The following is a 22,795-nucleotide window of genomic DNA, read 5'->3' as shown; positions in this document are numbered from 1 at the left end:
GGTATGGAAAACTAAATGATGAATTGATTTTAACGTTCCGGAACCTGGCAAGGGCGGGTGTTTTATTGATTGGTCAATACAGAAGCTTCAAGGTATTTCATTTTTTTGGAGTACCATGTTTCAGTAAATCCTGCCTGAATAAAATATTCTTTGTGGAGTGGATTTACATAAATGATGCTGAGCCGGCGGGGATGATTTTGAAGACTTTCCAGGATGTTTTCCACTACGCCACTCATGATCGTTTCGTCAAAGGGGTTGAAGAAAAAGATGCAATCCGCATCGGCAGGTATCTCAAAATAAAAGGCATCGTTGTGGATGACCGAGAAATCCATGCCGGGAATCCTTTGTTTTGTGACCTCCAGGTTTGCCTTTGCAGCTTCGCAAAGTTCCTTAGAAAAGTCAATGCCGGTTAATTTCTTAAAACCATGATGTGCAGCCACGCAGAGTGCCCTGCCTTTGCCGCAGCCTATGTCGAGGAAATGGTTAAAGGGTTTGCCGTTTGAGGTTTGAAGTTTGTGGTTTGTGGTTTGTGGTTTGAGGTTGCTCAATTGTTCAAAGATGTCTTCGAGCAACTCGTAACTTACAGGCATGTAGATGGTAGCGTGAGAAATATCGACTCCCAGGTTTTGCAGCTTTTTCAGTTCATCGGCACCGGTTGTGTTTATGCCGTATTTTCTTTCGCCTTTTATTTCCTGCCGGATGATATGCCATGCAATGGGGATATTCCAGTTAAGGGCCAGGTAAAAAAAGTATCGTATGTAGGAGAGGAATTTCATTATTCACAGGGGCGGAGGTCAATTATTTTCAACTGCAGGCTGGTGGTCCCGTTCCATTCATTCTCATCAAGGGTAAAAACAAGGTCAACGGGTCTTTTCATCAACGGGAATTTTTCAGCAAGGTTAAAACCGATGCCCGTGAATGTCTGGTTGTCCTGTTTCACCACAAAACGCAGGTGTTCTTCCTTAACGACCTTTGAGTAGCCGGTATCCAGCACCTTTTTAGCAATAAATACAGGCCGCATATTTTCCGGGCCGAACGGCTCCATCTGGCAAATGATGCTATAGAAGTTCTGGGTAATGTCTTTAAAAGAGATATCGGTGTCAATGTTTATCTCCGGGATCAAAAGATGTTCCGGGATGGTTGCAGAAACTACTTCTTCAAATTTTGCAGAGAAGGCTTCGATGTTCTCAGGTAATAAAGAAAGTCCTGCTGCTGCAAAATGACCGCCATACCCAAGCAAATGTTCCCTGCAGGCATGGATGGCCTCGTATAAATTGAAGCCCGGCACACTTCGGGCACTTCCAGCAGCGATATCACCGCTTTTTGTGAGAACTACGGTAGGACGGTACCAGGTTTCTATCAGCCGGCTGGCAACAATGCCCACCACGCCTTTGTGCCAGTGATCTTTAAATACAACGGTTGTTTTCCTGTTTTGTAAAACCTTATCCCCCTGGATGATCTCCAATGCTTCGGCTGTAATGCTTTTGTCAGCTTCTTTCCGGTCGGTATTATCACTGTGCAGCATTTCGGCATATTCCAGTGCTTTGCTGTAATCATCCTCAATGAACATCTGTACTGCTTTCCGGGCATCATCCATCCTGCCTGCGGCGTTCACGCGGGGGGCTATCACAAAAACAACATTGTTTATGGATAATTTCTTTTGGATATTCCCTAAAAAGATGAGTGCCTTAATTCCTGCATTGGGATTGCTGTTGATCTTTTCCAGGCCATGAAAAGCCAGTATGCGGTTTTCCCCGGTCATGGGTACAATATCGGCCGCAATGGCTACGGCTACCAGGTCAATATAACAAAGATAATGTTCCTCATCAATGTTCAGATGCCCGGCCAATGCAGTGATCAGTTTAAATCCAACACCGCATCCACAAAGTTCTTTGTAAGGATAGTTGCAATCCTTTTGTTTGGGATTCAGTATGGCTGCAGCATCCGGTAGTTCTTCATCCGGTAAATGGTGATCGCATACGATGAAATCAATGCGTAAGCCTTTAGCATACGATACCAGGTCAATGGATTTTATGCCGCAGTCAAGCGAGATGATCAACGTAAAACCATTCTCTTTGGCAAAATCAATTCCCATCCTGCTTACGCCATATCCTTCCCGGTAGCGGTGGGGAATATAAAAATCCAAAAGGGCCGGTTCGTAGATCTTGTGAAGGAAACGGTACATGCAGGCAACGGAAGTGGTGCCATCCACATCATAGTCGCCGAATACCAGTATTTTTTCTTTTCTTTCAAATGCAGCGAGGATGCGCTTCACCGCTTTGTCCATATCCTTCATCAGCCAGGGGTCATGCAGGTCGTTCAACTGCGGCCGGAAATAATGTTTGGCTTTATCGTACGAATCAATACCCCGCTGTACGAGGATCCTGCAAATGGCTGGGTTGATTTTCAGGGATTGCTGTAATGCATCCACCTTATCTTCATCGGGCTTTGCTATTTTCCATCTTTTCTCCATGCATCAATATTTCCGGTCGGTGGTAAAGCGTACAAGTTCTTCCAGCGCATTTCTGACTGGCCCGTCGGTGTAGGTATGCAAAATGGCCAGGGCCTCATCCCGGTAGCGGTTCATTTTTTCGTTGGCGTAACGAATGCCGCCTGCTTCAGTCACCGCATCAATGACGAATTTTATTCTTTTCGGGTCCTTATTCTCATTTTTAATGATGTATACCAATTCTCTCCGCGTCTTTGCTGAAACAGTATTCATGGTGTAGATCAATGGGAGGGTAAGTTTCTTTTCTTTGATATCATTACCGGTCGGCTTACCAATATTATCCTTACCATAATCAAAAAGGTCATCTTTGATCTGAAAGGCAATGCCTACTTTTTCACCGAACAATTTCATTTGGGCGGTTATTGCTTCGTTGTTGCTGGTGCTGTATGCTCCTGCAGCACAGGCAGATGAAAGAAGGGATGCTGTTTTACCCCGTATGATCTCAAAATAAATGTCTTCGCTGAAATTTAGTTTTCTTGTTTTCTGTATCTGCAGCAGTTCCCCTTCGCTCATTTGTTTAACAGCATCCGAAAGAATGTGCAAATGCCTGAATTCATTACTGCCTGTGGCAAGTAAGAGGCCTTTGGAAAGCAGGTAGTCGCCAACAAGCACGGCAATCTTTTTATTCCACAAAGCATTGATCGAAAAGAAACCCCTTCTTTGCGGGGAATCGTCCACCACATCATCATGTACCAGGGTTGCCGTGTGCAGCAATTCAACCAGCGCAGCAGCCCGGTAGGTGCTTTCGTTTATGGTGCCATGCAGTTTTGCGCTTAATAAAACGAACATGGGCCTCAGTTGCTTTCCTTTTCGCTTGATGATATATTTCATGATGGTATCCAGCAAAAGGGTTTCGCTTTTAACAGCCTCCGCAAACTTTTTTTCAAAAATTTTAAGTTCTTCTCCTATGTTGTTGTTTATAAAGTCCATTTTTAATCTCTTGGCAGGATACAGGTGTGAAATGATGCCAAAGTAAATTTATTTCTTCGGTCTTGGATACATATTTCCCCGAAAATCGCGTTTTTATACCCGAATGATTATCTTCGTGCAACGAAACTGCGGAAGTCTGTGTCTTTCAACCAAAATAGAATAAGCCAGAATGTTCTTTGCTTAGTCTAAATAAATAATTAAAAAATTTGATTATTAGGCAGCAATTGATATTTTTGCTCTAAATTAACCCGTACAAATTAAAAAAAAACCTTAATTATTAAAATATGGTAAGCAAAAAGTACAAATTCTTAATAGGGATATTATTTCTCTCAACAGGGGTTTTTGCCCAGGTTGGCGGGAAGGGGAGTGTATATGACTCTTCTGTAATACCTGCTAAAAGAATGGCCCAGCAAAATGAATTCTGGAATAGCACATATAATTTTCCAGCTAAGCCCCGCAATATGTGGGAGATTGGTGTATCGGGCGGCATGTTCACTGTAAGTGGTGACGTAACGGCCAAATTACCCACTTTTGGTTTTGCTGCCCATGTGCGAAAAGCCTTCGGATACGTTTTCTCACTGAGATTGCAGTATTTGAATGCAACCGGTAAAGGTTTGAACTGGACTTTTAGCCAGAATTTTGGAAAGAACCCTGCATGGTCAAGGTATAATGCACCCGTTCGGATTCCCGGTTCTCCTGACAGAACGGTCGGTACGCTTGATAATACAGGAACAAGGCCCCTGGATAAGGTTTTTTATAATTACAAGGTTCATATGCAGGATCTTGGTCTGCAGGGAATCGTTACCCTTAACAACATCCGTTTCCACAAGCAGAAAACCGGTTTGGTGATCTATGGTGGTGGTGGTATAGGTGTTTCCTGGTTCCAGACCAAGGTGAATGCACTGGACGAGAGCGGAAATCCGTATACAACCCTGTTTAATTCAATTACCAGCTCTACCTACAGTGATAGAAAGTCGATACTTAAGACCCTGAAAGCAGGAATGGACAAATCCTATGAGACTGTTGCTGATAATGAAATTGGCCGTCGTCCTAAACTGGGCAATAATGTACTTAAACCTTCGGGCACCGTATTGATGGGTATTGCATTTAAATTAAGTAACAGGATAAACCTGGCTATTGAAGATAGGTGGACGTTTGTAAAAACAGACCTATTAGATGGACAGCGTTGGCAGGAACATGCCTGGGGAGATGCTGCTTTAACGAGGGATTTTGATTCGTATAACTATGCTTCCATTGGTTTAAATGTGAACCTGGGTGCTAAGTCTGTTCAGCCATTGTGGTGGATCAACCCGCTGGATTATGCTTATGATGAACTCCGGAATCACCGCAACGTTAAGATACCTAAGAATGATTGTAATGATGCCGACGGAGATGGAGTTTGCGACCACCTTGACAGGGAACCAAATACGCCTGCCGGCTGCCCGGTTGATACACATGGTGTAACAAAAGATACGGATGGTGATGGTGTTCCTGATTGTAAGGATAAACAACTTATTACGCCTACAGAATGCCAGCCGGTAAATGCCGACGGTGTTGGTAAATGCCCCGAACCTGAGTGCTGCAAGAATAATGTTGTGGTTGATCCGAAGGCAAACTGCCCATGCGATTATCCAAGTCTTTCTTTCAAAGGCAATGCTTTAACACTCAGTGCAGATAATAAAGCGATGCTGGCAACCGTGGCTTCTAAAATGAAAGCCAACCCGAATTGCAATATTAATATCAATGGCTATCCTGAGGCTTCTAAAGCTTCCCAGGCTAACTGCCAGAAGAGGTTGGATGCAATTAAGATCTACCTGGTTGAAAAAGAAGGAATTAGTGCCGACAGGATCACTACTAACTGCGAAGTTGGTGGCGGAGATAAGAACACCATAGATGTTAAGTGTAACTAATAGATAATTATTATAATACATTAAAGCCCCCCGGCATCCCGGGGGGCTTTTCTTATCTATAAACCCAGGAAAATTTCTTTACAAAATCCTTAACGCTCCATTTTTGGTTATTTGCTTTCATACTGGCATTTTGGCCTAATTACATTAACTTTGCGTTCTTTTATGAAATTCTTGAAACTCTTATCAGCCTCCCTTTTTTTACTCGTCCTGGTATCTTCCTGTAATAAATACAATAAGATAGCGAAGAGTAAGGATTATGAGTATAAACTCAGTATGGCCGATACATTTTTCAGTAAAAAAAAGTACAAGATAGCCCAGCAGCTTTACGAGGAATTATTCCCGGTTTTTAAAGGAACGATAAAGTTCGAAGAGTTATATTACAAGGATGCCTACTGCTTTTATTACATGAAAATGTATGCCGATGCAGAAAACCTGTTCAAGGGTTTTTTAGAAGTGTTTCCCAACAGCAGCAAGGCAGAAGAAGTTGATTACATGCGCTCCTATTGTTTTTACAAACAATCTCCCAAACTGGAGCTTGAACAGGTGAATACAACCAGGGCAATGGGGATGATGCAAACCTATATCAATACGCATCCCGGTTCTCCGCGTAATAAAGAAGCATCCGAAATCATTGATAAGTGCAGGGCTAAGCTGGAGCAAAAAGAATACCGGGCGGCCGTATTATACTATGACATGGCCCAGTACCGAGCCTCAGCGATTGCGTTTAGCAATCTGATCAACAATTACCCGGAATCAGCGAAAGGAGAAGAGTATAAGTTAAAGACAGTAAAATCTTATTACAGGTTTGCCAAATTAAGCATTCCTGATAAGCAAATTGAGCGTTACGAAAAAGTGATCGATGAGTACGAGGATTTTGTTGACCGTTATCCTGAAAGCAAGCTTTTGAAGGACGCAGAAACTTACAGCAACTTAAGTAAAAACCATATTAAAGACATAAAAAATGAGCAAACTCAGACGTCAGCTAAGCGCTAACACCAGCAGTGTGGTGGAGCCAAAAAAATTATCAGACCTGAAGGATAAGACAGGTAATCTTTATGAATCCATTGCCATTGTTGCAAAAAGGGCAAACCAGATCAATATCACTCTTAAAGAAGAGTTGCATAATAAACTGGAAGAATTTGCCAGCCATACCGACAGCCTGGAAGAGATCCATGAGAATAAAGAACAGATAGAGATATCCAAAGCTTACGAGCGCATGCCAAACCCTGCTTTGCTGGCAACAACCGAATTCCTGGAAGACAAAGTGTACTTCCGGAAAAATGACGAAGATCTGTTTAGTTGACGAAATCAATATTTTAGCTTCTTATTTAGTTAAGAAATCATAATTTTAACCTGTATCATTTGACGTGGTACAGGTTTTTTATGTTACAGGGAAAAAAGATTTTATTGGGGGTGAGCGGAAGTATTGCCGCATATAAAGCTACGTTGCTTACCCGCCTGCTCATAAAGGCAGGAGCCGAGGTCAGGATCGTTATGACCCCGGCAGCAAAGGATTTTGTAACGCCCCTTTCTTTATCTACCCTTTCAAAAAATCCGGTTCTTGCAGATCTTGCTGAAAACGATTCATGGTCAAATCATGTAATGCTTGGCAGGTGGGCCGATGTTATGCTCATTGCCCCCTTAAGCTGCAATACGTTGTCTAAAATGGCGAATGGACTTTGTGATAATTTGCTGATGGCGGTTTACCTTTCGGCCACCTGTCCTGTGGTGGTGGCCCCGGCAATGGATGAGGATATGTGGCACCATGCAACTACAAAACAAAATCTTCAGAAAATAACCGGCTTTGGGAATTACGTGATACCGGTGGAGAACGGGGAACTTGCCAGTGGCCTGGTAGGAGATGGGAGGATGGCTGAACCGGAATCCATGGTATCCTGGCTCAACGGTTTTTTTTTGAACAAACTTGAACTGAAAGGCAAGAAGGTTTTGATCACGGCAGGCCCAACCTACGAACCCATTGACCCGGTCCGCTTCATCGGCAATCATTCTTCCGGTAAAATGGGAGCAGCCATAGCAGCGGAAATGAAAAACAGGGGTGCAGAAGTAACCGTTGTACTGGGTCCCTCATCCGTTATTGTGGCTGGTGGTATCAAAGTAATAAAAGTGAGGTCTGCAGCAGAAATGTTTTCTGCCTGTGAAAAAATATTTCCCGAAACAGACATAGCAGTGATGAGTGCTGCTGTTGCGGATTATACCCCGGTTAAAACGGCCAGGGAGAAGATCAAGAAGACAGAAAATGATTTTGCTGTGGAACTGACAAAGACCAAAGACATTTTAAAGCACCTGGGGCTTAACAAAAAGGAAGGTCAGTTCCTGGTAGGGTTTGCACTGGAAACCACAAATGAAAATGAAAATGCAATAAAAAAACTGCAATCAAAGAACGCAGATATGATCGTGTTGAATTCGTTGAACGATGCGGGTGCCGGGTTTGGACACGACACTAATAAAATCACTATTTTTGATAAGACAGGTAATGTATCCTCTTTTGATACGAAAACAAAGCAGGAAGTAGCCGTTGATATTGTAAATTCAATTATTAAGCAATTGCATGCAAAAAATTAAATTCCTACTATTTTTCCTTTTCATTGCCTGTAAGATTTCGGTTGCCCAGGAACTGAAGGCAAATATCACCGTGGTAAGCAGCCAGGTGGGTAATAATGTTAACCAGAATGTCTTCCGCACACTTCAAACAGCCCTGAATAATTTTCTCAACACGCGTAAATGGACGCCGGATAATTTTGCCCCTGCGGAAAGGATCGAATGTAATTTTTTATTGAACCTTCAGCCAACCAATGATCTGAATGTATATAACGCATCCCTGACCGTGCAGGCTGCAAGGCCGGTTTATAATACCACGTATCTTTCCCCCCTAATCAATTTCAAAGACGATAACATCATCTTCAAATACGTGGAATTCCAGGTGCTTGAGTTTAATGAGAACAGGATATCGGGTTCGGATGCGCTTGTTTCCAACCTTACGGCTGTCATTGCATATTATGCGTATATGGTACTGGCTTTCGATTATGATTCTTATTCACTTCGCGGCGGTGACCCCTATTTTCAGAAAGCACAGAATATTGTAAATAATGCACCCGATGGGAGGGGTATTTCCGGGTGGAAGGCTTTTGACGGCCAAAGAAACCGTTATTGGCTGGCAGAGAACATGCTCAATAGCCGCTACACCATCATGCATGACGTATATTATAATTATTACCGGCTTTGCATGGATAAGCTGTACGAAGATGAAAATGCTGCCCGGGCCGAATTACTGAACGTGTTGAACCTGCTGAATAATTTCATAACCGACAACCCGAATAAAATGATCAGCCAGTTCTTTTTCCAGGGCAAAGCAACCGAACTGGTAAAGATATTCTCAAAAGCACCACAGCAGGATAAAGCCAGGGCTTCCGAGATGCTGCAACGGCTTGACATTACCAATGCTGCCAAGTATAAAGACGAGTTGAAATGATAAGGACCATTACCTGGATCTCTTTTTTATTTACCCTGCTTTCATGCGGAAGCAGGGAAAAGGAACCGGCAGGAATCCTGAAACCAGCCCAGATGCAGGCGGTGTTGTGGGATTTTATCCGGGCAGATGCATTTACAACCGAGTTCATTGCAAGGGATTCATCCAGGAACGCGGTGGAAGAGAACCTGAAACTGCAGCAGGAGATATTTTCGATTCACCGTATATCAAAGGAAGATTTTTACAGGAGCTACGATTATTATAAAAAGAACAGCAGGCAGATGAAAGCGATCATGGACAGTATGATCAGCCAGGCTGAAAGAGACCGCAGTTTAAAAATAAGTCCGGTTAAGGAGCAATGATATGAATAAAGTCTATAAAAATGCAGAAGAGGCCGTGGCCGATATTAATGACGGCGCTGTGCTGATGTTGGGGGGATTTGGCTTATGCGGTATCCCCGAAAATTGTATTGCTGCACTTGTTAAAAAGGGGCCGAAGAACCTTACCTGCATATCCAATAATGCGGGGGTGGATGATTTCGGCATCGGCCTGATGCTGAAACAAAAGCAGGTGAAGAAGATGATATCCTCTTATGTAGGGGAAAATGCAGAGTTTGAAAGACAACTGCTGAGTGGTGAACTGGAGGTGGAACTGATCCCCCAGGGAACACTCGCCACACGCTGTATGGCTGCAGGATATGGTATGCCTGCTATCTTTACACCCGCCGGGGTAGGTACAGAAGTGGCAGCAGGAAAAGAAATCAGGATATTCAATAATAAAGAATATTTGCTTGAATATGCTTTTGATGCGGAGTATGCAATTGTAAAAGCATGGAAAGGTGATACGCATGGCAATCTTATCTTCAAAGCAACTGCCCGTAACTTCAGTCCGTTGATGGCAATGGCCGGTAAGATAACCATTGCTGAGGTGGAAGAACTTGTGGAAGCGGGTGAACTGGATCCCAACCAGATACATACTCCGGGCATATATGTGCACCGGATATTCCAGGGAATGAATTATGAAAAGCGAATTGAACAAAGGACAGTAAGGAAAAACGTTTAAAGGTTTCAAGGTTTAAGGGTTCCAAGGTTAAATGCTAAACCCTTAAACGATTTAAATCCTTAAACGACTTAAACGTTTTAACTATGGCATTATCAAAAGAACAAATAGCACAACGGATAGCAAGGGAATTGAAAGACGGTTACTATGTTAACCTGGGCATAGGAATTCCGACCCTGGTGGCCAACTATATTCCCACGGGAGTGAACGTGGTTCTGCAAAGTGAAAATGGTTTACTGGGCATGGGGCCTTTCCCTTTTGAAGGAGAAGAGGATGCAGACCTGATAAACGCCGGCAAACAGACCATAACTACCGTACCCGGCTCCTCTTTTTTTGACAGCGCCATGAGTTTTGGAATGATACGTGCCGGCAAAGTTGACCTGACCGTTTTGGGGGCTATGGAAGTAAGTGAACAAGGAGATATTGCCAATTGGAAGATCCCCGGAAAGATGGTGAAAGGAATGGGGGGCGCCATGGACCTCGTGGCAAGTGCCAAAAACATAATCGTGGCCATGATGCACACAAATCCCAAGGGGGAAAGCAAATTATTACCTCAGTGTACCTTGCCGCTTACAGGCACAAAATGTATCAGGAAAGTTGTTACAGAACTGGGTGTGCTGGATATTACCCCTGGGGGTTTTACATTGCTGGAAAGGGCACCGGGAGTATCCGTGGAGGAGATCGTTTCCAAAACAGCCGGTAAACTGAATGTGGGAGGAGATACCGAAATGCAATTCTGAGCCATATAAGACTTTGTATAAATAAAAATCCCCTGGTTGCCCGGGGGATTTTTTAATGAGCAGTTAGGCTTGTTTGGTATTAAATTCTTGGCGCAGCGGCTAATATCTCTTCATTAGCTCCGCTGGCATATTTCTCAAAATTCTTAATGAATTGCAGGGCCAGGTTCTTTGCCTGTGCATCATAGGCCTCTTTATCGGCCCAGGTATTCCTTGGATTCAATATCTCATCCGGTACACCCGGACAACTGGTAGGCATGATCATACCAAAAACCGGGTGGTCTTCAAAACCCACATCGTTCAGATCTCCCTTCAACGCGGCGGTGATCATGGCACGTGTATAAGCCAGTTTCATCCGGCTTCCAACACCATAAGGACCTCCGGTCCAGCCTGTATTCACCATCCAGACATTCGCATGGCTTTCGTGGATCTTCTTACCCAGCATTTCGGCATATTGTGCAGGGTGCAAAGGAAGGAACGGGGCTCCAAAACAGGCGCTGAAAGTGGATTTGGGTTCTGTAACACCCGCTTCTGTACCGGCTACCTTTGCCGTATACCCACTGATGAACTGGTACATGGCCTGTCCGGCTGATAACTTGCTGATGGGGGGCAGTACACCGTACGCATCGCAGGTAAGAAAGAAAATATTTTTAGGTGTTTTGCCAATAGATGGCTCCAGCGCATTGCTGATAAAAGACAAAGGATAACTTACCCGGGTGTTCTCCGTGATCTTTTTACTGCTGAAATCGATCTTATTGGTGCCGTCAATAAAAGTTACGTTCTCTACCAATGCGCCCGGCCTGATGGCACGGTATATTTCAGGTTCTTTATCCTCACTCAGGTCAATGCATTTTGCATAGCATCCACCTTCAAAATTAAATACACCGTCTTTGGTCCACCCGTGTTCATCATCACCGATCAATTTACGGCCAGGGTCGGCACTCAGTGTTGTTTTACCGGTACCGCTCAATCCAAAGAAGATAGCGGTATCCCCGGCCTCCCCCATATTGGCACTGCAATGCATGCTTAATACATTCGCCTTTGTAGGCAATACAAAATTCAACATGGTGAATATGCCTTTCTTCATTTCACCGGTGTAACCCGTACCTCCAATCAAAATGGTCTTATGGGTGAAGCTCATAACAGCAAAGTTCTCTGCACGGGTACCATCTTCGGCCGGGTTTGCCTTAAAACCGGGAGCCTGTATGATATGCCAGTGTGCTGTAAAATCTTCTAAGTCCTGCTCTTCAGGACGAATGAACATATTGTAGCAAAACAGATTGCTCCAGGGATTTTCATTAATTACCCTTAGTTTCAGCCTGTATGCTTCATCGGCACAGGCATAGCAGTCACGAACCCAAACTTCTTTGTCGGCCAGGTAGGCCAGCATTTTTTCCTTTAACCGGAAGAAGTTCTTTTCTTCAAAGGGGATATTAAAGTCGTTCCAGTGAACGCTGTTCTCGGTAAGGGCGTCTTTAACTGTGAATTTGTCCTTCGGGCTGCGGCCGGTATATTTTCCCGTGTTTATGAGCAGGGCCCCGGTATCGTTCAATATCCCTTCGCCACGCTGAACGGTTTGCTCGGTTAATTTAGCCGGGCTTAGCTGGTAATGAACATTTTTGGTAGTAGATAATCCAAGGGTTTTGAGTGCACTTAAGGGTGCAGCAAGCATCGTTGAAACTGACATAGCAAGTAGAGATTTAGGTTTACGCAATCGTTGCCGCAAAGTTATATTAACTGAATCTGAAGGGGGGATAACCGGCGGTTATATATTTAAAGAGGATAAGCCTATTTCGGGTAATTGTTTGCAATCATTCAAAACAAGCAGGATTTTTTAAAAAAGATTAAATATTACCCGTTAAATGTTGAATAGATTTAATTTTTTCTACGCCAACTCTTCATTTACGAATTTAAAATGTTGCTTTTCCTGTAAAAATGGTAGCATTATCAAAAGGCCGGGGAGTGAGCCCGGCAATGGAAATGCCCCGGTGTAAAAGGCCATTAAACTGTATATTGCAGTTTAAACTACGCATATGAAATATCTTCCCCTCAATCCTGAAATTTTTATCCAGAACCGGAAGCGTTTTATTGAAAGAATGGAAAAGAATTCCATTGCCATTTTCAACAGCAATGATGAACTGCCCACCAATGGGGACCAGTTGTACAAGTTCAAGCAAAACTCCGACCTGTTCTGGTTAACAGGAATTGAACAGGAAGACAGCATGCTGGTTTTATTCCCGGACAACCCGGATCCAAAATACAGGGAAGTGCTGGTGCTGGTAAGACCGAATGAATTAAAAGAAAAATGGGATGGTCACCGGTTACGGGCTGCAGAAGCAACAGCCGTCTCAGGCATCAAAACAATAGTATGGCTGGATGCGCTGGAAGGCATGCTGCAACCCTGGATCCACCTGGCAGATACCATCTACTTAAATACCAACGAGAACGACCGGAAGGCAAACTGGGTCCCGGTGAGGGATTACCGGTATTCCGAACTGATGAAACAGCGCTATCCCTTGCACCATTATAAACGCAGTGCACGAATATTAAAAGACCTGAGAGGTATCAAAACAGCACTCGAAATTGAAGTATTGCAAAAAGCAATTGATATCACGGATAATACGTTCAGGCGATTGCTTAAGTTCATTAAACCGGGTGTGATGGAATATGAGATCGAGGCGGAAATTTTTCATTCATTCTTATCGCAGCGGGCAACCGGGCCGGGCTATGGCTCCATCATTGCCAGCGGCGACCGGGCAAGGACATTGCATTACGTTGAGAATAACCAGGAATGCAAGAACGGCGAATTGGTACTGATGGATTTTGGTGCCGAATATGGTTGTTATAATGCTGACCTTACCCGGACCGTTCCTGTGAATGGAAAATTCGGCCGCAGGCAAAAAACAGTATACAATGCCTGTCTGCACCTGCATCATTATGCTGCCAGCATTTTGAAACCCGGCATCAGCATTGTGGATTACACCGAGAAGATAGGCGATGAGGCAACAGTTGTATTTCAAAAGATCGGGTTGCTTAAAAGATCGGATATTAAAAATGAAGACCCGGAGAACAGGGCTTACCGGAAATATCTTTACCACGGCATTTCGCATCATCTCGGTATTGATGTACATGACCTGGGCACAAGAACGGAACCCATCAGGGCGGAATGGTATTTACCATTGAACCGGGTATTTATATTGAAGAGGAGCAGATGGGTGTACGGATCGAGAATAATTTCTGGGTGACCAGGAATGGCAACAGGGACCTGATGAAGAATATTCCCATCACCGTTGAGGAGATCGAAGCGTTGAAGAAAAAATAATTTGAAAATGAATCAATTTGAAAGTGTTGACCAATCTTCAGATTACCCATTTTCGAATTTTCAAAAGATAGTTAATGAAGCAAATCCCAAACTTATTTACTTTACTTAACCTCGTATTCGGCTGCCTTGCCATTGTAGCGATCCTGCAGAACGGGATCGTTATACAATATGCAGAAGATGGAAGCCAGTTGATCGACATACCCGAAAAAATATGGATGGCATCCTTGTTCATCGGGCTTGCCGCGGTGGTGGATTTCCTGGACGGATTTGTTGCCCGCCTGTTCAAAGCAGCCTCGGAAATGGGAAAGCAGCTGGACTCACTGGCTGATGTAGTTAGTTTCTGTGTGGCTCCTTCCCTGATCCTGTACCAGTTCCTGCGGATGAGTATGGCACGTGAAGAGGATGGATTGAATGCTTCCGTCATCTGGCTGGTTCCGGCATTCATACTGGCAGCTGCCGGTGCGTGGCGACTGGCAAAATTCAACATCGATGATTCACAGTCTTACGGCTTTAAAGGGGTACCCACTCCGGCAGTAGGGCTGGTAGTTGCTTCCTTGCCGCTTATTTACTGGAATGATCATACACAACCGGTGGTAGATATACTCTTTAATAAATGGATCCTGTATGTCGTGATCATTGTATTAAGCTGGCTTATGGTGAGTAACCTGCCCATCATGGCGCTGAAGTTTAAGGATTATGGGATCAAAACGAATCTTCCCAAGATCATCTTACTGGTTGTAGCCATCCTGTCAGCATTTATTTTCCATTGGCTGGCCGTGCCGGTCGTATTTATCGTTTACATTATTTTATCTTTGTTTTTTAAACAAACCTCCTCATGATATTTACAGTTCAGATAAAAGTGATGCCCCTGAAAGACCTTCTCGATCCGCAGGGTAAAGCGGTAATGGGTGGCCTGCAGAATTTAGGATTGAATACCATTTCCGATGTACGGATCGGTAAGCACATCGATCTGCAGGTGGATGCAGCCAGCAGGGAAGCGGCAATGGAAGCAGGTGAAGAAGCTGCAAAAAAGCTACTGGCCAATCCTGTGATGGAAGTGTTTGAAGTAGCCATAAAGTAAAAGCAGATCCTGGATACAGGAAACTGGTTACCGGAACCAGTCTGAATCAGGGCGGGGCTTTTCACCGGTTGAACCCATCGGTATCTTGTATCCTGCATCCCGCATCAGTTTAACCCCTCAACATGCTATACATCGTTCCTTCCCCCATAGGTAATCTTGCCGACATCACATTCAGGGCCATTGATGTTTTAAGATCTGTTGATCTCATTCTTGCGGAAGATACCCGTACCTCTACTGTTTTATTGAATCATTACCAGGTACAGAAACCAATAACTCCTTATCACCAGCATAATGAGCATAAGATACTTGCCCATTTGACAGAACAGCTTGCTGGAGGTAAAACAATGGCCCTGGTCACCGATGCAGGCACACCCGGTATCAGCGACCCGGCTTTTTTGCTTGTCAGGGAATGCATAAAGAATGATATCAGGGTGGAATGCCTGCCCGGCGCCACGGCGTTTGTTCCGGCATTGGTAAACAGCGGCCTTCCCATGAACAGCTTTTGTTTTGAAGGATTTCTTCCTTTGAAAAAAGGAAGACAAACGATGTTGAAAAAACTGGCTGAAGAAGAGCGGACAATGATCTTTTATGAAAGCCCCATGCGGCTGATAAAGACCCTCCATGAGTTTATCGGGTACTTCGGCCCGGGGAGGCAGTGCTGTGTAAGCCGGGAGCTTACCAAAAAATTTGAGGAGAACAGGCGGGGAACTTTGCAGGAGGTACATGATCATTTCAATACAAAACCTGTAAAGGGAGAGATCGTGATCGTTGTGGAAGGGAAAGAATGACTATTCATAGAATTCGGCCACCGCATTCAACTCCTTTCTTTTCAGGTCAGGCACCCAGCATTCATCTGCCGGAAAACCTACCGGGATCAATAGAAAGGGTTTTTCATTTTCGGGCCTGTTGAGTATCCTGCTTAAAAAATTCATGGGCGAAGGGGTATGCGTAAGTGCCACCAGGCCCGCATGGTGAACAGCGGCCAGTAAAAACCCGCAGGCTAACCCGACACTTTCAGTCACATAATAATTCTGGTGCTTAAAGCCATTGTTCTCAAATTCATAGCTGCGTTTAAAAACAATCAGTAAATACGGGGCAGTCTCTAAAAAAGGTTTTTCCCAGCCGGTGCCGATGGGAGCAAGGTCTTTCAGCCATTCCGGACTCATTCTTCCTTCATAGCTTTCTTTTTCTTCTTTTTCAGCAGCCATCCTTATTTGAGATTTTATTCCGGGGTCGCTTACCACGCAAAAGGTCCAGGGTTGTTTATGGGCACCACTCGGAGCGGTGGATGCAGCCCATATGATGTTTTCAATTACTTCCCTGGGTACGGGCCTGTCAGAAAAATCCCGGCATGTTCTCCGCTTATCCATCCAGGCTGCAAAGGATGCAGACCGGCCGGTCATTTCATCCGTGCTGTAGAGGTCCCTGCTGTATCTTGTAAAGGGATAGCCATTTATCAGTTTTATGTTTTTCATACCATTATTTTGCCGAAATTTACCCCTAATAAATTATTTTAAATGAAGAAATTTTTCTCCTGGCGGTTATCCTGTTAAACAGGGATCTTCTCCTTTGCTCAACCCGGCCGCTGGCAACAGGCGGTTAAATACAACATGAATATTGACATGGATGTAAATACCAACCGGTTCAGGGGAAAACAGAGGTTGGAATACACAAATAATTCCCCGGATGTTTTAAAAAAAGTGTTTTATCACCTTTACTTCAATGCCTTTCAGCCGGGTAGCAGCATGGATATAAGAAGCCAGGAACTGGGAAAGGTTATGGTGGGTGGCCGGCCCGACTGGGATGGGAGGGTAAGGGACAGGATATCAAAACTGAAAGAAGAGGAGATCGGTTACCAGAAGGTCGTTTCACTGAAGATGAATGGTGTTGCCCAGCCTTTCAGGTACCATGAGACCATACTTGAAGTGAACCTTACAAAACCGATCGCTGCAAAGGGTAAAGTGATCTTTGAAATGGAGTTTGAGGCTCAGGTCCCTTTGCAGATACGCCGGAGCGGAAGGGATAACCCGACCACAGGTGTCCGTTACAGCATGAGCCAGTGGTATCCAAAAATGTGTGAGTATGATTATGAAGGCTGGCACCCCACACCTTATATCGCAAGAGAATTTTATGGCGTTTGGGGCGACTTTGATGTAACCATCAACATTGATAAAAACTACAAGTTGGGCGGCACGGGAGTGTTGGTAAATGCAAATGAAATTGGCTGGGGGTATGATACACCCGGCTCTGAATTAAAGCCAACGGCAAAGGAGAAAAGGACCTGGCATTTTATAGGTACGAATATCCATGATTTTGTTTGGGCAGCAGATCCCGATTATAAACACCTGGCCCGGAAAATACCTGATGGTCCCACCCTGCACGTGCTTTACAATTACAAAGCCGATAATGCCAAAAACGATTCAGCCTGGGAAAAAGTGCTGTCGGCCGCAGTAACGGCATTGCCGTTCATTGAATCTAATTTTGGGAAGTATCCGTATCCACAGTATTCTTTTATCCAGGGTGGTGACGGCGGAATGGAATATCCCATGGCGACCCTGTTGATCGGTCCGGGCCTTGGTACCGTTTTTCATGAGTGGCTGCACAGCTGGTACCAGATGATGCTGGGTACCAACGAAAGTTTGTATGCCTGGATGGATGAAGGATTTACCAGTTACGCAGAAGACCTGGTTACTAAATTCTACAATAAAAAATCATCCCTCCAGGGGTTCCGGGAGGCTTTGCAAAGGAATCCGAACAATAAAAACCTGAAAGACCTGGTGGATATCTCTCCCGAAGATCACGGCAGTGCGTATGCCGGTTATTTTTCGCTGGCCAAAAGCGGTTTTGAAGAACCAATGACCACACACAGCGATCACTACAATTCAAATTATGGATATGGTGTTGCAGCCTATTCCAAGGGAGAAGTGTTCATGGAGCAGTTGGGATATATAGTAGGTGCCGACGTAAGGAACAGGATCCTGCTGGAATATTATAAACAATGGCGTTTCAAACATCCCAATTCAAATGATCTTATCCGCGTAGCTGAACAGGTGAGTGGTATTCAATTGGACTGGTACAAAGAATACTGGGTGAATACCACCAAAACAATTGATTACAAGATCGACAGCCTCTGGGAAGAAAGCGGCGTTTCCCGGATCAGGCTGCGCCGGGTTGGACAAATGCCCATGCCCATCGACCTGCAGCTGACCTTTAAAGACGGCAGTACCGAAATGGTATATGTGCCATTGAACCTGATGTTCGGGGTAAAACCTAATGAGAATGGATCGCAGAAAAGGGAAATAGCGGACGAATGGAGGTGGACACATCCAACCTATATTGTTGAAATGAAGAAAAGGCTTATGGATATAAAAGCAGTTGAGATCGATCCTTCGAAAAGAATGGCTGATGTTGACCGGAAAAACAATTTGCTGGAGCTGAACTGGTAACCCGTATATATGGAAATAAAGATCAGGAAATTGGTTATTGAGGATGCCGTTGTATTATCAGCGATGGCAAAACAAACCTTTTACGACACATTTACGGGCACATGTACCGAAGCGGATATGCAGGGTTTTCTTGAACAGTATTTCAATGAGAACAAACTGGCCGATGAGGTAAGCACCCCGGGGAACCATTATTTTTTTGCGGAAGCAGATGGAATACCGGTTGGCTATCTCCAGTTCATGGAAGATTACAGCGGGTTTCCGTTAATGAAAAAATGGAAGGCGCTGGAATTGAAACGGATTTATGTGATCCGGGAGTTTCACGGGAAAGGCATTGCCCGGGAATTAATGGAATTCACATTGAATTATGCTCTGGAAAACCGCTACGAGGTTGTATGGCTTGGGGTTTGGGAACATAACCTGCGGGCCCAGAAATTTTATCAGAAATACGGGTTTGAGAATTCCGGCCATACGCACTATTTCCCGATCGGCGATACCCCCCAAACGGATAACTGGTTCTGGAAGTTCTTATAAGATCAAACCCCGGTATTTTCCGGGGTTTGATCTTATGTGCTTGTTTGGAATAGAGGCTCAGCGCCCAAAATATTTATTCACCGCTTCAATGCGGTTGCTTACGTGCAGTTTCTCGTAAATGTGATACACATGCTTGCGGACCGTTTCAGAACTGATGCTAAGTTTATCAGAGATCTCTTTATACAATAACCCGGTGGAAAGCATTTCCAGTATCTCGTTCTCTCTTTTTGATAATACATCCAGTGCAGATCCAATTGCCGTAGCGGAAGTAACAACCGCCGGCTTGCTTTGAAAAGCGGCTACGACCTTCCTGGCTATCTGGCTGCTCATGGGCGCCCCGCCTTCGATCAGTTCTGTAATTCCTTCCAGTAATTTTGAAGGAGATGTCTTTTTTAAGATGTACCCGCTTGCACCGGCGCTCAGCGCTTCAAATATCTTTTCATCCTCATCGTAAATGGTACACATCATGAAAAGTATTTCCGGATGTGATGCTTTTAATTCCCTCACCACCTCAATGCCACTTATGCCACCCAGTCCTATATCCATCAAAACAACCTTTGGATTTAAGATGGGTAGTTTTACAAGGGCTTCTTCCCCGTTTACACAGGACCCGGCCAGTGTATATTCAGCCGAACCCTCAATGATCTGCTCCAGGGCAAGCCGTATGTCGCTGTTGTCTTCTACTATTGCTACCGATCTGTTCATAGATGCAAAAGTGGCTTTTTATGGCAGGATAAACAATACCACAAAGTGGTAGGTGAAAGTTACTTCAACGGCACGTATAACATATACTTTTCTCTAAAGAATTCTTCGGAAAATAACTTTTCTATTTCCCAAACCATTGGTTTACAACCACTTTCAAAGATCTCCCGGGCCAGGTCGCCACCCTTCAGGCATACCAGGCCATTGGGTACATCCGTTTCTTTTTGCCCCGTGTTCTTACGGATAAGGGGCTTGCTCCAGGCCCAAAGGTCTTTAAGAGGGGCCACAGCACGGGAAACAACGGCATCAAACTTCCTGCCCCTGATATCTTCGGCACGGCTGTGTTGTGTGGTAATGTTCTTAAGCCCGATGGCCTGTGAAATCTCCGTTACCACGTTCAGTTTTTTATTGATGCTGTCAACCAGGTGAAAATCCGTTTCCGGGAAAAAAATGGCAAGCGGGATACCGGGGAACCCGCCACCGCATCCAAGGTCCATCACTTCCATGTTTTTTGTAAACCGGAATGTGGTGGCAATAGCAAGCGAATGCAGCACATGGTGTTCGTAAAAATTGTCCATGTCTTTCCGGGAGATGACATTTATCCTGGCATTCCAGTCCTGGTAAAGATCTTTTAATGCACCCAGTTGTTTTAACTGTTCTTCCGAAAAGTCAGAAAAATAACGGGTTATTATTTCCATTGTTTTTTTGGTTTTTTAAAAATGGATGGCACAAAGATGAGATAGTAAAAGAACATCCAGATATCAATAAATAAGAACCAGGGGTAAAGGTCTTTTTCATTCAGTTTTTTCATGCCGGGGTATAAGACAATTGCCTGTATAAGAAACCGCACACCGAAAACGATCAATGCATATTGCCAGTTGTAAAATATAAGACCGAGCACCAGCAGGGGATAAAAAAGAAAATGGGTAATGGAATAAAGGCCCAGCAAAAACTTATGTGATGTCTTGTAATATTTACCGGTACTGTAATGCCGGTTCTTCTGCTTTATCCATTGCCCCCAGGTTTTTGCCGGGGAACTTAAGGTGAATGCATCTTTATCAATATTGATCCGGGTATTGTACCTGGTAGCGGATTTATTAATGAAAAGATCATCATCCCCGCTGGGTATATGGTTGTGAGATGTGAACCCTTTATTACGGAAGAAGACCGATTTTTTATAACTCAGGTTACGTCCAACACCCATGTACGGCGTTCCGGCCAGTGCGTAGGAAAGATATTGCAGGGCTGTATGAAAGGTCTCCCACCGGATCAGCTTGTTCAGAAGTCCTTTTCTTTTATGAAAAGCACCGTATCCGAGCACGATCTCCGTATCGGCACCATAGGTCTCCTGCATTTTTTCGATCCAGAATTCGCTGGCAGGAACACAATCGGCGTCTGTAAGCAGCACAATTTCGTATTTGGCTGTTTTTATACCTACGCTCAGCGGAAATTTTTTACCTGGAATGAATTTGGCCTCCTGCTTTAGCTGCACGGCATGGAGTTGTTTATAGCTCTTCTGAAATTCTTCCAGCAGGTATTTGGTGTCATCAAAGGAATTGTCGTCTACCACGATCACTTCATGCGTAGTGCGGTATTGCTGGATAAGCACCCCCGGTAGATTTTTCACTAAATTTGCTGCTTCATCCCGTGCACAAACAATTACCGATACCGGGTGGGTTTGGGAAATGGTCTTAGGTTTAGGTTTATACATTGCCAGCCGGAGGAAAAAGTACAGGTAGTAGAAAACCTGGACCAGGGTGATGAAACAAAAAACATAAAACAGTGTTTGCCAGTATGGGGTAAAATTCATTGGGCAAAAATAAGGAATGGAAAGAAGGAAACTATGATCAAAATTTTCAGGATAAACCGGGCACATACAGCAATCAACATCAAACCCTAAACACCAAACTTCAAACGGATCTATGGCGGCACTACAATTTGATCTGCAACATACCGATGCTCAAACCAGGGCAAGAGTGGGAAGAATAACAACCGATCATGGTGAGATATCAACTCCCGTTTTTATGCCGGTGGGAACGGTGGGCAGTGTGAAGGCTGTTACGCAGCAACAGTTGCATACGGATGTGAAAGCACAGATAATCCTGGGAAATACCTATCATCTTTACCTGCGCCCGGGGCTGGAGACCCTGGAAGCCGCCGGGGGTCTTCATAAATTCAATGGATGGAATAAACCCATACTTACCGACAGCGGCGGATACCAGGTCTTTTCATTGGCGAACAACCGCAAACTTAATGAAGAAGGGGCCCTGTTTCAGAGCCATATCGATGGAAGCAAACACCTGTTTACCCCCGAGCGTGTAGTGGATATACAACGGGTGATCGGCGGTGACATCATCATGGCCTTTGATGAATGCCCGCCCTATCCCAGCGATTATGCGTATGCAAAAAAAAGCATGGAGCTTACACACCGCTGGCTGGACAGGTGTATCAACCGATTCAGCGAAACACCCGATAAATATGGATACACACAAAACCTGTTTCCGATCGTACAGGGAAGTACGTATAAAGACCTGCGCAGCGCATCGGCAGAATTTGTTGCTTCAAAGAATGCAACCGGTAATGCCATCGGTGGATTGAGCGTGGGGGAGCCTGTGGAAATGATGTATGAGTTCACGGAGCTATGCTGCGATATGCTTCCGGCACAAAAACCCCGTTACCTGATGGGCGTAGGAACACCCTGGAATATCCTGGAATCCATTGCGCTGGGGGTGGATATGTTTGACTGTGTGATGCCCACCCGTAATGGCCGCAATGCGATGCTGTTCACCAGCAACGGGGTGATCAATATCGATAATAAAAAATGGGAAAGGGATTTTTCTGTGCTTGACGACGGCATTGATTGTGAAGTAAGTAATTTTTACAGCAAAGCGTACCTGCGTCACTTGATAAAGGCGAAGGAGATACTGGGGCTTACCATTGCCAGTGTACATAACCTGGCCTTTTACTGCTGGCTCGTGCATGAGGCAAGAAAGCATATCCTTTCGGGTGATTTTTCCGCCTGGAAGAGCGAAATGGTTCTAAGGCTGCAGCAGCGGCTTTAACCCCTTCACCACCGGTTAA

The 22,795-nt window shown here is 44.5% G+C and carries 22 protein-coding genes and 1 pseudogene; 15 read left to right on the top strand and 8 right to left on the bottom strand.

From position 1 onward, the window contains the following. Nucleotides 1-62: 62 nt before the first annotated feature. Genes IPJ02_06460 through IPJ02_06450 form a run of 3 tightly spaced genes read right to left on the bottom strand, consistent with a single transcriptional unit; the run spans nucleotide 63 to nucleotide 3,439 of the window. Complete coding sequence (locus IPJ02_06460) at nucleotides 63-776, bottom strand: class I SAM-dependent methyltransferase (protein MBK7375190.1); 714 nt, start codon at nucleotides 774-776, stop codon at nucleotides 63-65. Further along, a complete protein-coding gene (recJ, locus tag IPJ02_06455) occupies nucleotides 776-2,473 on the bottom strand; it encodes a single-stranded-DNA-specific exonuclease RecJ (protein ID MBK7375189.1) in 1,698 nt (565 codons plus the stop codon). Before recJ ends, IPJ02_06460 begins: the two co-directional genes overlap by 1 nt. A gap of 3 nt (nucleotides 2,474-2,476) precedes the next feature. Further along, nucleotides 2,477-3,439, bottom strand: a complete 963-nt coding sequence (locus IPJ02_06450; protein MBK7375188.1) for a polyprenyl synthetase family protein — start codon at nucleotides 3,437-3,439, stop codon at nucleotides 2,477-2,479. A 284-nt stretch (nucleotides 3,440-3,723) separates the two neighbouring features. Between IPJ02_06450 and IPJ02_06445 the strand changes: the two genes are divergently transcribed. The 8 genes from IPJ02_06445 to IPJ02_06410 all read left to right on the top strand — a co-directional run bounded on the left by IPJ02_06445 (nucleotide 3,724) and on the right by IPJ02_06410 (nucleotide 10,635). Continuing rightward, a complete protein-coding gene (locus IPJ02_06445) occupies nucleotides 3,724-5,349 on the top strand; it encodes a hypothetical protein (protein MBK7375187.1) in 1,626 nt (541 codons plus the stop codon). 162 nt (nucleotides 5,350-5,511) lie between these two features. Next, entirely contained in the window at nucleotides 5,512-6,342 is an 831-nt protein-coding gene (bamD, locus tag IPJ02_06440; protein MBK7375186.1) for an outer membrane protein assembly factor BamD, read from the top strand. Further along, complete coding sequence (locus IPJ02_06435; protein ID MBK7375185.1) at nucleotides 6,311-6,652, top strand: DNA-directed RNA polymerase subunit omega; 342 nt, start codon at nucleotides 6,311-6,313, stop codon at nucleotides 6,650-6,652. Before bamD ends, IPJ02_06435 begins: the two co-directional genes overlap by 32 nt. A gap of 80 nt (nucleotides 6,653-6,732) precedes the next feature. Beyond that, the gene (gene coaBC / locus IPJ02_06430) at nucleotides 6,733-7,932 is read left to right on the top strand and encodes a bifunctional phosphopantothenoylcysteine decarboxylase/phosphopantothenate--cysteine ligase CoaBC (protein MBK7375184.1); all 1,200 of its coding nucleotides are present in this window, start codon (nucleotides 6,733-6,735) and stop codon (nucleotides 7,930-7,932) included. Beyond that, entirely contained in the window at nucleotides 7,919-8,839 is a 921-nt protein-coding gene (locus IPJ02_06425) for a DUF4835 family protein (protein MBK7375183.1), read from the top strand. The genes coaBC and IPJ02_06425 overlap by 14 nt, the downstream gene beginning before the upstream one ends. Continuing rightward, the gene (locus IPJ02_06420; GenBank protein ID MBK7375182.1) at nucleotides 8,836-9,198 is read left to right on the top strand and encodes a DUF4296 domain-containing protein; all 363 of its coding nucleotides are present in this window, start codon (nucleotides 8,836-8,838) and stop codon (nucleotides 9,196-9,198) included. The genes IPJ02_06425 and IPJ02_06420 overlap by 4 nt, the downstream gene beginning before the upstream one ends. Before the next feature lies 1 nt (nucleotide 9,199). After that, nucleotides 9,200-9,898, top strand: a complete 699-nt coding sequence (locus IPJ02_06415) for a CoA transferase subunit A (GenBank protein MBK7375181.1) — start codon at nucleotides 9,200-9,202, stop codon at nucleotides 9,896-9,898. Between the two features lie 83 nt (nucleotides 9,899-9,981). Further along, a complete protein-coding gene (locus IPJ02_06410; GenBank protein ID MBK7375180.1) occupies nucleotides 9,982-10,635 on the top strand; it encodes a CoA transferase subunit B in 654 nt (217 codons plus the stop codon). Nucleotides 10,636-10,714: 79 nt separating this feature from the next. Here IPJ02_06410 and pckA read toward each other — a convergent pair whose 3' ends face one another. After that, on the bottom strand, nucleotides 10,715-12,319 hold the full coding sequence (pckA, locus tag IPJ02_06405) for a phosphoenolpyruvate carboxykinase (ATP) (protein ID MBK7375179.1): 1,605 nt from the start codon (nucleotides 12,317-12,319) through the stop codon (nucleotides 10,715-10,717). A 346-nt stretch (nucleotides 12,320-12,665) separates the two neighbouring features. On the opposite strand from pckA, the pseudogene IPJ02_06400 reads away from it, so the two are divergent. The 4 genes and pseudogenes from IPJ02_06400 to rsmI all read left to right on the top strand — a co-directional run bounded on the left by IPJ02_06400 (nucleotide 12,666) and on the right by rsmI (nucleotide 15,823). Further along, a pseudogene (locus tag IPJ02_06400) lies at nucleotides 12,666-13,954 on the top strand (aminopeptidase P N-terminal domain-containing protein). Nucleotides 13,955-14,028: 74 nt separating this feature from the next. Continuing rightward, nucleotides 14,029-14,793, top strand: coding sequence for a CDP-alcohol phosphatidyltransferase family protein (locus tag IPJ02_06395; GenBank protein ID MBK7375178.1), 765 nt, complete (start codon nucleotides 14,029-14,031; stop codon nucleotides 14,791-14,793). Further along, complete coding sequence (purS, locus tag IPJ02_06390; GenBank protein ID MBK7375177.1) at nucleotides 14,790-15,035, top strand: phosphoribosylformylglycinamidine synthase subunit PurS; 246 nt, start codon at nucleotides 14,790-14,792, stop codon at nucleotides 15,033-15,035. The genes IPJ02_06395 and purS overlap by 4 nt, the downstream gene beginning before the upstream one ends. Before the next feature lie 122 nt (nucleotides 15,036-15,157). Continuing rightward, the gene (gene rsmI / locus IPJ02_06385) at nucleotides 15,158-15,823 is read left to right on the top strand and encodes a 16S rRNA (cytidine(1402)-2'-O)-methyltransferase (protein ID MBK7375176.1); all 666 of its coding nucleotides are present in this window, start codon (nucleotides 15,158-15,160) and stop codon (nucleotides 15,821-15,823) included. Here rsmI and IPJ02_06380 read toward each other — a convergent pair whose 3' ends face one another. Beyond that, the gene (locus IPJ02_06380; GenBank protein MBK7375175.1) at nucleotides 15,824-16,510 is read right to left on the bottom strand and encodes a nitroreductase family protein; all 687 of its coding nucleotides are present in this window, start codon (nucleotides 16,508-16,510) and stop codon (nucleotides 15,824-15,826) included. A 135-nt stretch (nucleotides 16,511-16,645) separates the two neighbouring features. Between IPJ02_06380 and IPJ02_06375 the strand changes: the two genes are divergently transcribed. Next, on the top strand, nucleotides 16,646-18,481 hold the full coding sequence (locus tag IPJ02_06375) for a M1 family metallopeptidase (protein MBK7375174.1): 1,836 nt from the start codon (nucleotides 16,646-16,648) through the stop codon (nucleotides 18,479-18,481). A 9-nt stretch (nucleotides 18,482-18,490) separates the two neighbouring features. Further along, nucleotides 18,491-19,012: a GNAT family N-acetyltransferase gene (locus IPJ02_06370; GenBank protein ID MBK7375173.1), complete on the top strand. Its 522-nt coding sequence runs from the start codon at nucleotides 18,491-18,493 to the stop codon at nucleotides 19,010-19,012. A gap of 57 nt (nucleotides 19,013-19,069) precedes the next feature. Here the strand turns inward: IPJ02_06370 and IPJ02_06365 are convergent, their stop codons facing one another. The 3 genes from IPJ02_06365 to IPJ02_06355 are packed head-to-tail and all read right to left on the bottom strand — an operon-like array spanning nucleotide 19,070 to nucleotide 21,524. Continuing rightward, complete coding sequence (locus tag IPJ02_06365; protein ID MBK7375172.1) at nucleotides 19,070-19,717, bottom strand: response regulator transcription factor; 648 nt, start codon at nucleotides 19,715-19,717, stop codon at nucleotides 19,070-19,072. 59 nt (nucleotides 19,718-19,776) lie between these two features. After that, the gene (gene rsmG, locus IPJ02_06360) at nucleotides 19,777-20,412 is read right to left on the bottom strand and encodes a 16S rRNA (guanine(527)-N(7))-methyltransferase RsmG (protein ID MBK7375171.1); all 636 of its coding nucleotides are present in this window, start codon (nucleotides 20,410-20,412) and stop codon (nucleotides 19,777-19,779) included. Then, the gene (locus tag IPJ02_06355) at nucleotides 20,403-21,524 is read right to left on the bottom strand and encodes a glycosyltransferase (GenBank protein ID MBK7375170.1); all 1,122 of its coding nucleotides are present in this window, start codon (nucleotides 21,522-21,524) and stop codon (nucleotides 20,403-20,405) included. The genes rsmG and IPJ02_06355 overlap by 10 nt, the downstream gene beginning before the upstream one ends. Nucleotides 21,525-21,636: 112 nt before the next feature. On the opposite strand from IPJ02_06355, the gene tgt reads away from it, so the two are divergent. After that, entirely contained in the window at nucleotides 21,637-22,776 is a 1,140-nt protein-coding gene (gene tgt, locus IPJ02_06350; protein MBK7375169.1) for a tRNA guanosine(34) transglycosylase Tgt, read from the top strand. Nucleotides 22,777-22,795: the final 19 nt, after the last annotated feature.

It is taken from the genome of Chitinophagaceae bacterium (assembly GCA_016710165.1).
GTDB lineage: Bacteria > Bacteroidota > Bacteroidia > Chitinophagales > Chitinophagaceae > Ferruginibacter.
This window is presented reverse-complemented; position numbering and strand designations above follow the sequence as displayed.

Excerpts from the sequence above, each read along its gene's own strand:
- IPJ02_06395 (MBK7375178.1), top strand. The coding sequence starts at position 14,029 with ATGAAGCAAATCCCAAACTTATTTACTTTACTTAACCTCGTATTCGGC.
- IPJ02_06445 (MBK7375187.1), top strand. The coding sequence starts at position 3,724 with ATGGTAAGCAAAAAGTACAAATTCTTAATAGGGATATTATTTCTCTCA.
- purS (MBK7375177.1), top strand. The coding sequence starts at position 14,790 with ATGATATTTACAGTTCAGATAAAAGTGATGCCCCTGAAAGACCTTCTC.
- rsmG (MBK7375171.1), bottom strand. The coding sequence starts at position 20,412 with ATGGAAATAATAACCCGTTATTTTTCTGACTTTTCGGAAGAACAGTTA.
- recJ (MBK7375189.1), bottom strand. The coding sequence starts at position 2,473 with ATGGAGAAAAGATGGAAAATAGCAAAGCCCGATGAAGATAAGGTGGAT.
- IPJ02_06365 (MBK7375172.1), bottom strand. The coding sequence starts at position 19,717 with ATGAACAGATCGGTAGCAATAGTAGAAGACAACAGCGACATACGGCTT.
- IPJ02_06425 (MBK7375183.1), top strand. The coding sequence starts at position 7,919 with ATGCAAAAAATTAAATTCCTACTATTTTTCCTTTTCATTGCCTGTAAG.
- IPJ02_06435 (MBK7375185.1), top strand. The coding sequence starts at position 6,311 with ATGAGCAAACTCAGACGTCAGCTAAGCGCTAACACCAGCAGTGTGGTG.
- bamD (MBK7375186.1), top strand. The coding sequence starts at position 5,512 with ATGAAATTCTTGAAACTCTTATCAGCCTCCCTTTTTTTACTCGTCCTG.
- IPJ02_06370 (MBK7375173.1), top strand. The coding sequence starts at position 18,491 with ATGGAAATAAAGATCAGGAAATTGGTTATTGAGGATGCCGTTGTATTA.
- IPJ02_06450 (MBK7375188.1), bottom strand. The coding sequence starts at position 3,439 with ATGGACTTTATAAACAACAACATAGGAGAAGAACTTAAAATTTTTGAA.
- tgt (MBK7375169.1), top strand. The coding sequence starts at position 21,637 with ATGGCGGCACTACAATTTGATCTGCAACATACCGATGCTCAAACCAGG.
- IPJ02_06355 (MBK7375170.1), bottom strand. The coding sequence starts at position 21,524 with ATGAATTTTACCCCATACTGGCAAACACTGTTTTATGTTTTTTGTTTC.
- IPJ02_06460 (MBK7375190.1), bottom strand. The coding sequence starts at position 776 with ATGAAATTCCTCTCCTACATACGATACTTTTTTTACCTGGCCCTTAAC.
- rsmI (MBK7375176.1), top strand. The coding sequence starts at position 15,158 with ATGCTATACATCGTTCCTTCCCCCATAGGTAATCTTGCCGACATCACA.
- pckA (MBK7375179.1), bottom strand. The coding sequence starts at position 12,319 with ATGTCAGTTTCAACGATGCTTGCTGCACCCTTAAGTGCACTCAAAACC.
- IPJ02_06415 (MBK7375181.1), top strand. The coding sequence starts at position 9,200 with ATGAATAAAGTCTATAAAAATGCAGAAGAGGCCGTGGCCGATATTAAT.
- coaBC (MBK7375184.1), top strand. The coding sequence starts at position 6,733 with ATGTTACAGGGAAAAAAGATTTTATTGGGGGTGAGCGGAAGTATTGCC.
- IPJ02_06410 (MBK7375180.1), top strand. The coding sequence starts at position 9,982 with ATGGCATTATCAAAAGAACAAATAGCACAACGGATAGCAAGGGAATTG.
- IPJ02_06375 (MBK7375174.1), top strand. The coding sequence starts at position 16,646 with ATGAATATTGACATGGATGTAAATACCAACCGGTTCAGGGGAAAACAG.
- IPJ02_06420 (MBK7375182.1), top strand. The coding sequence starts at position 8,836 with ATGATAAGGACCATTACCTGGATCTCTTTTTTATTTACCCTGCTTTCA.
- IPJ02_06380 (MBK7375175.1), bottom strand. The coding sequence starts at position 16,510 with ATGAAAAACATAAAACTGATAAATGGCTATCCCTTTACAAGATACAGC.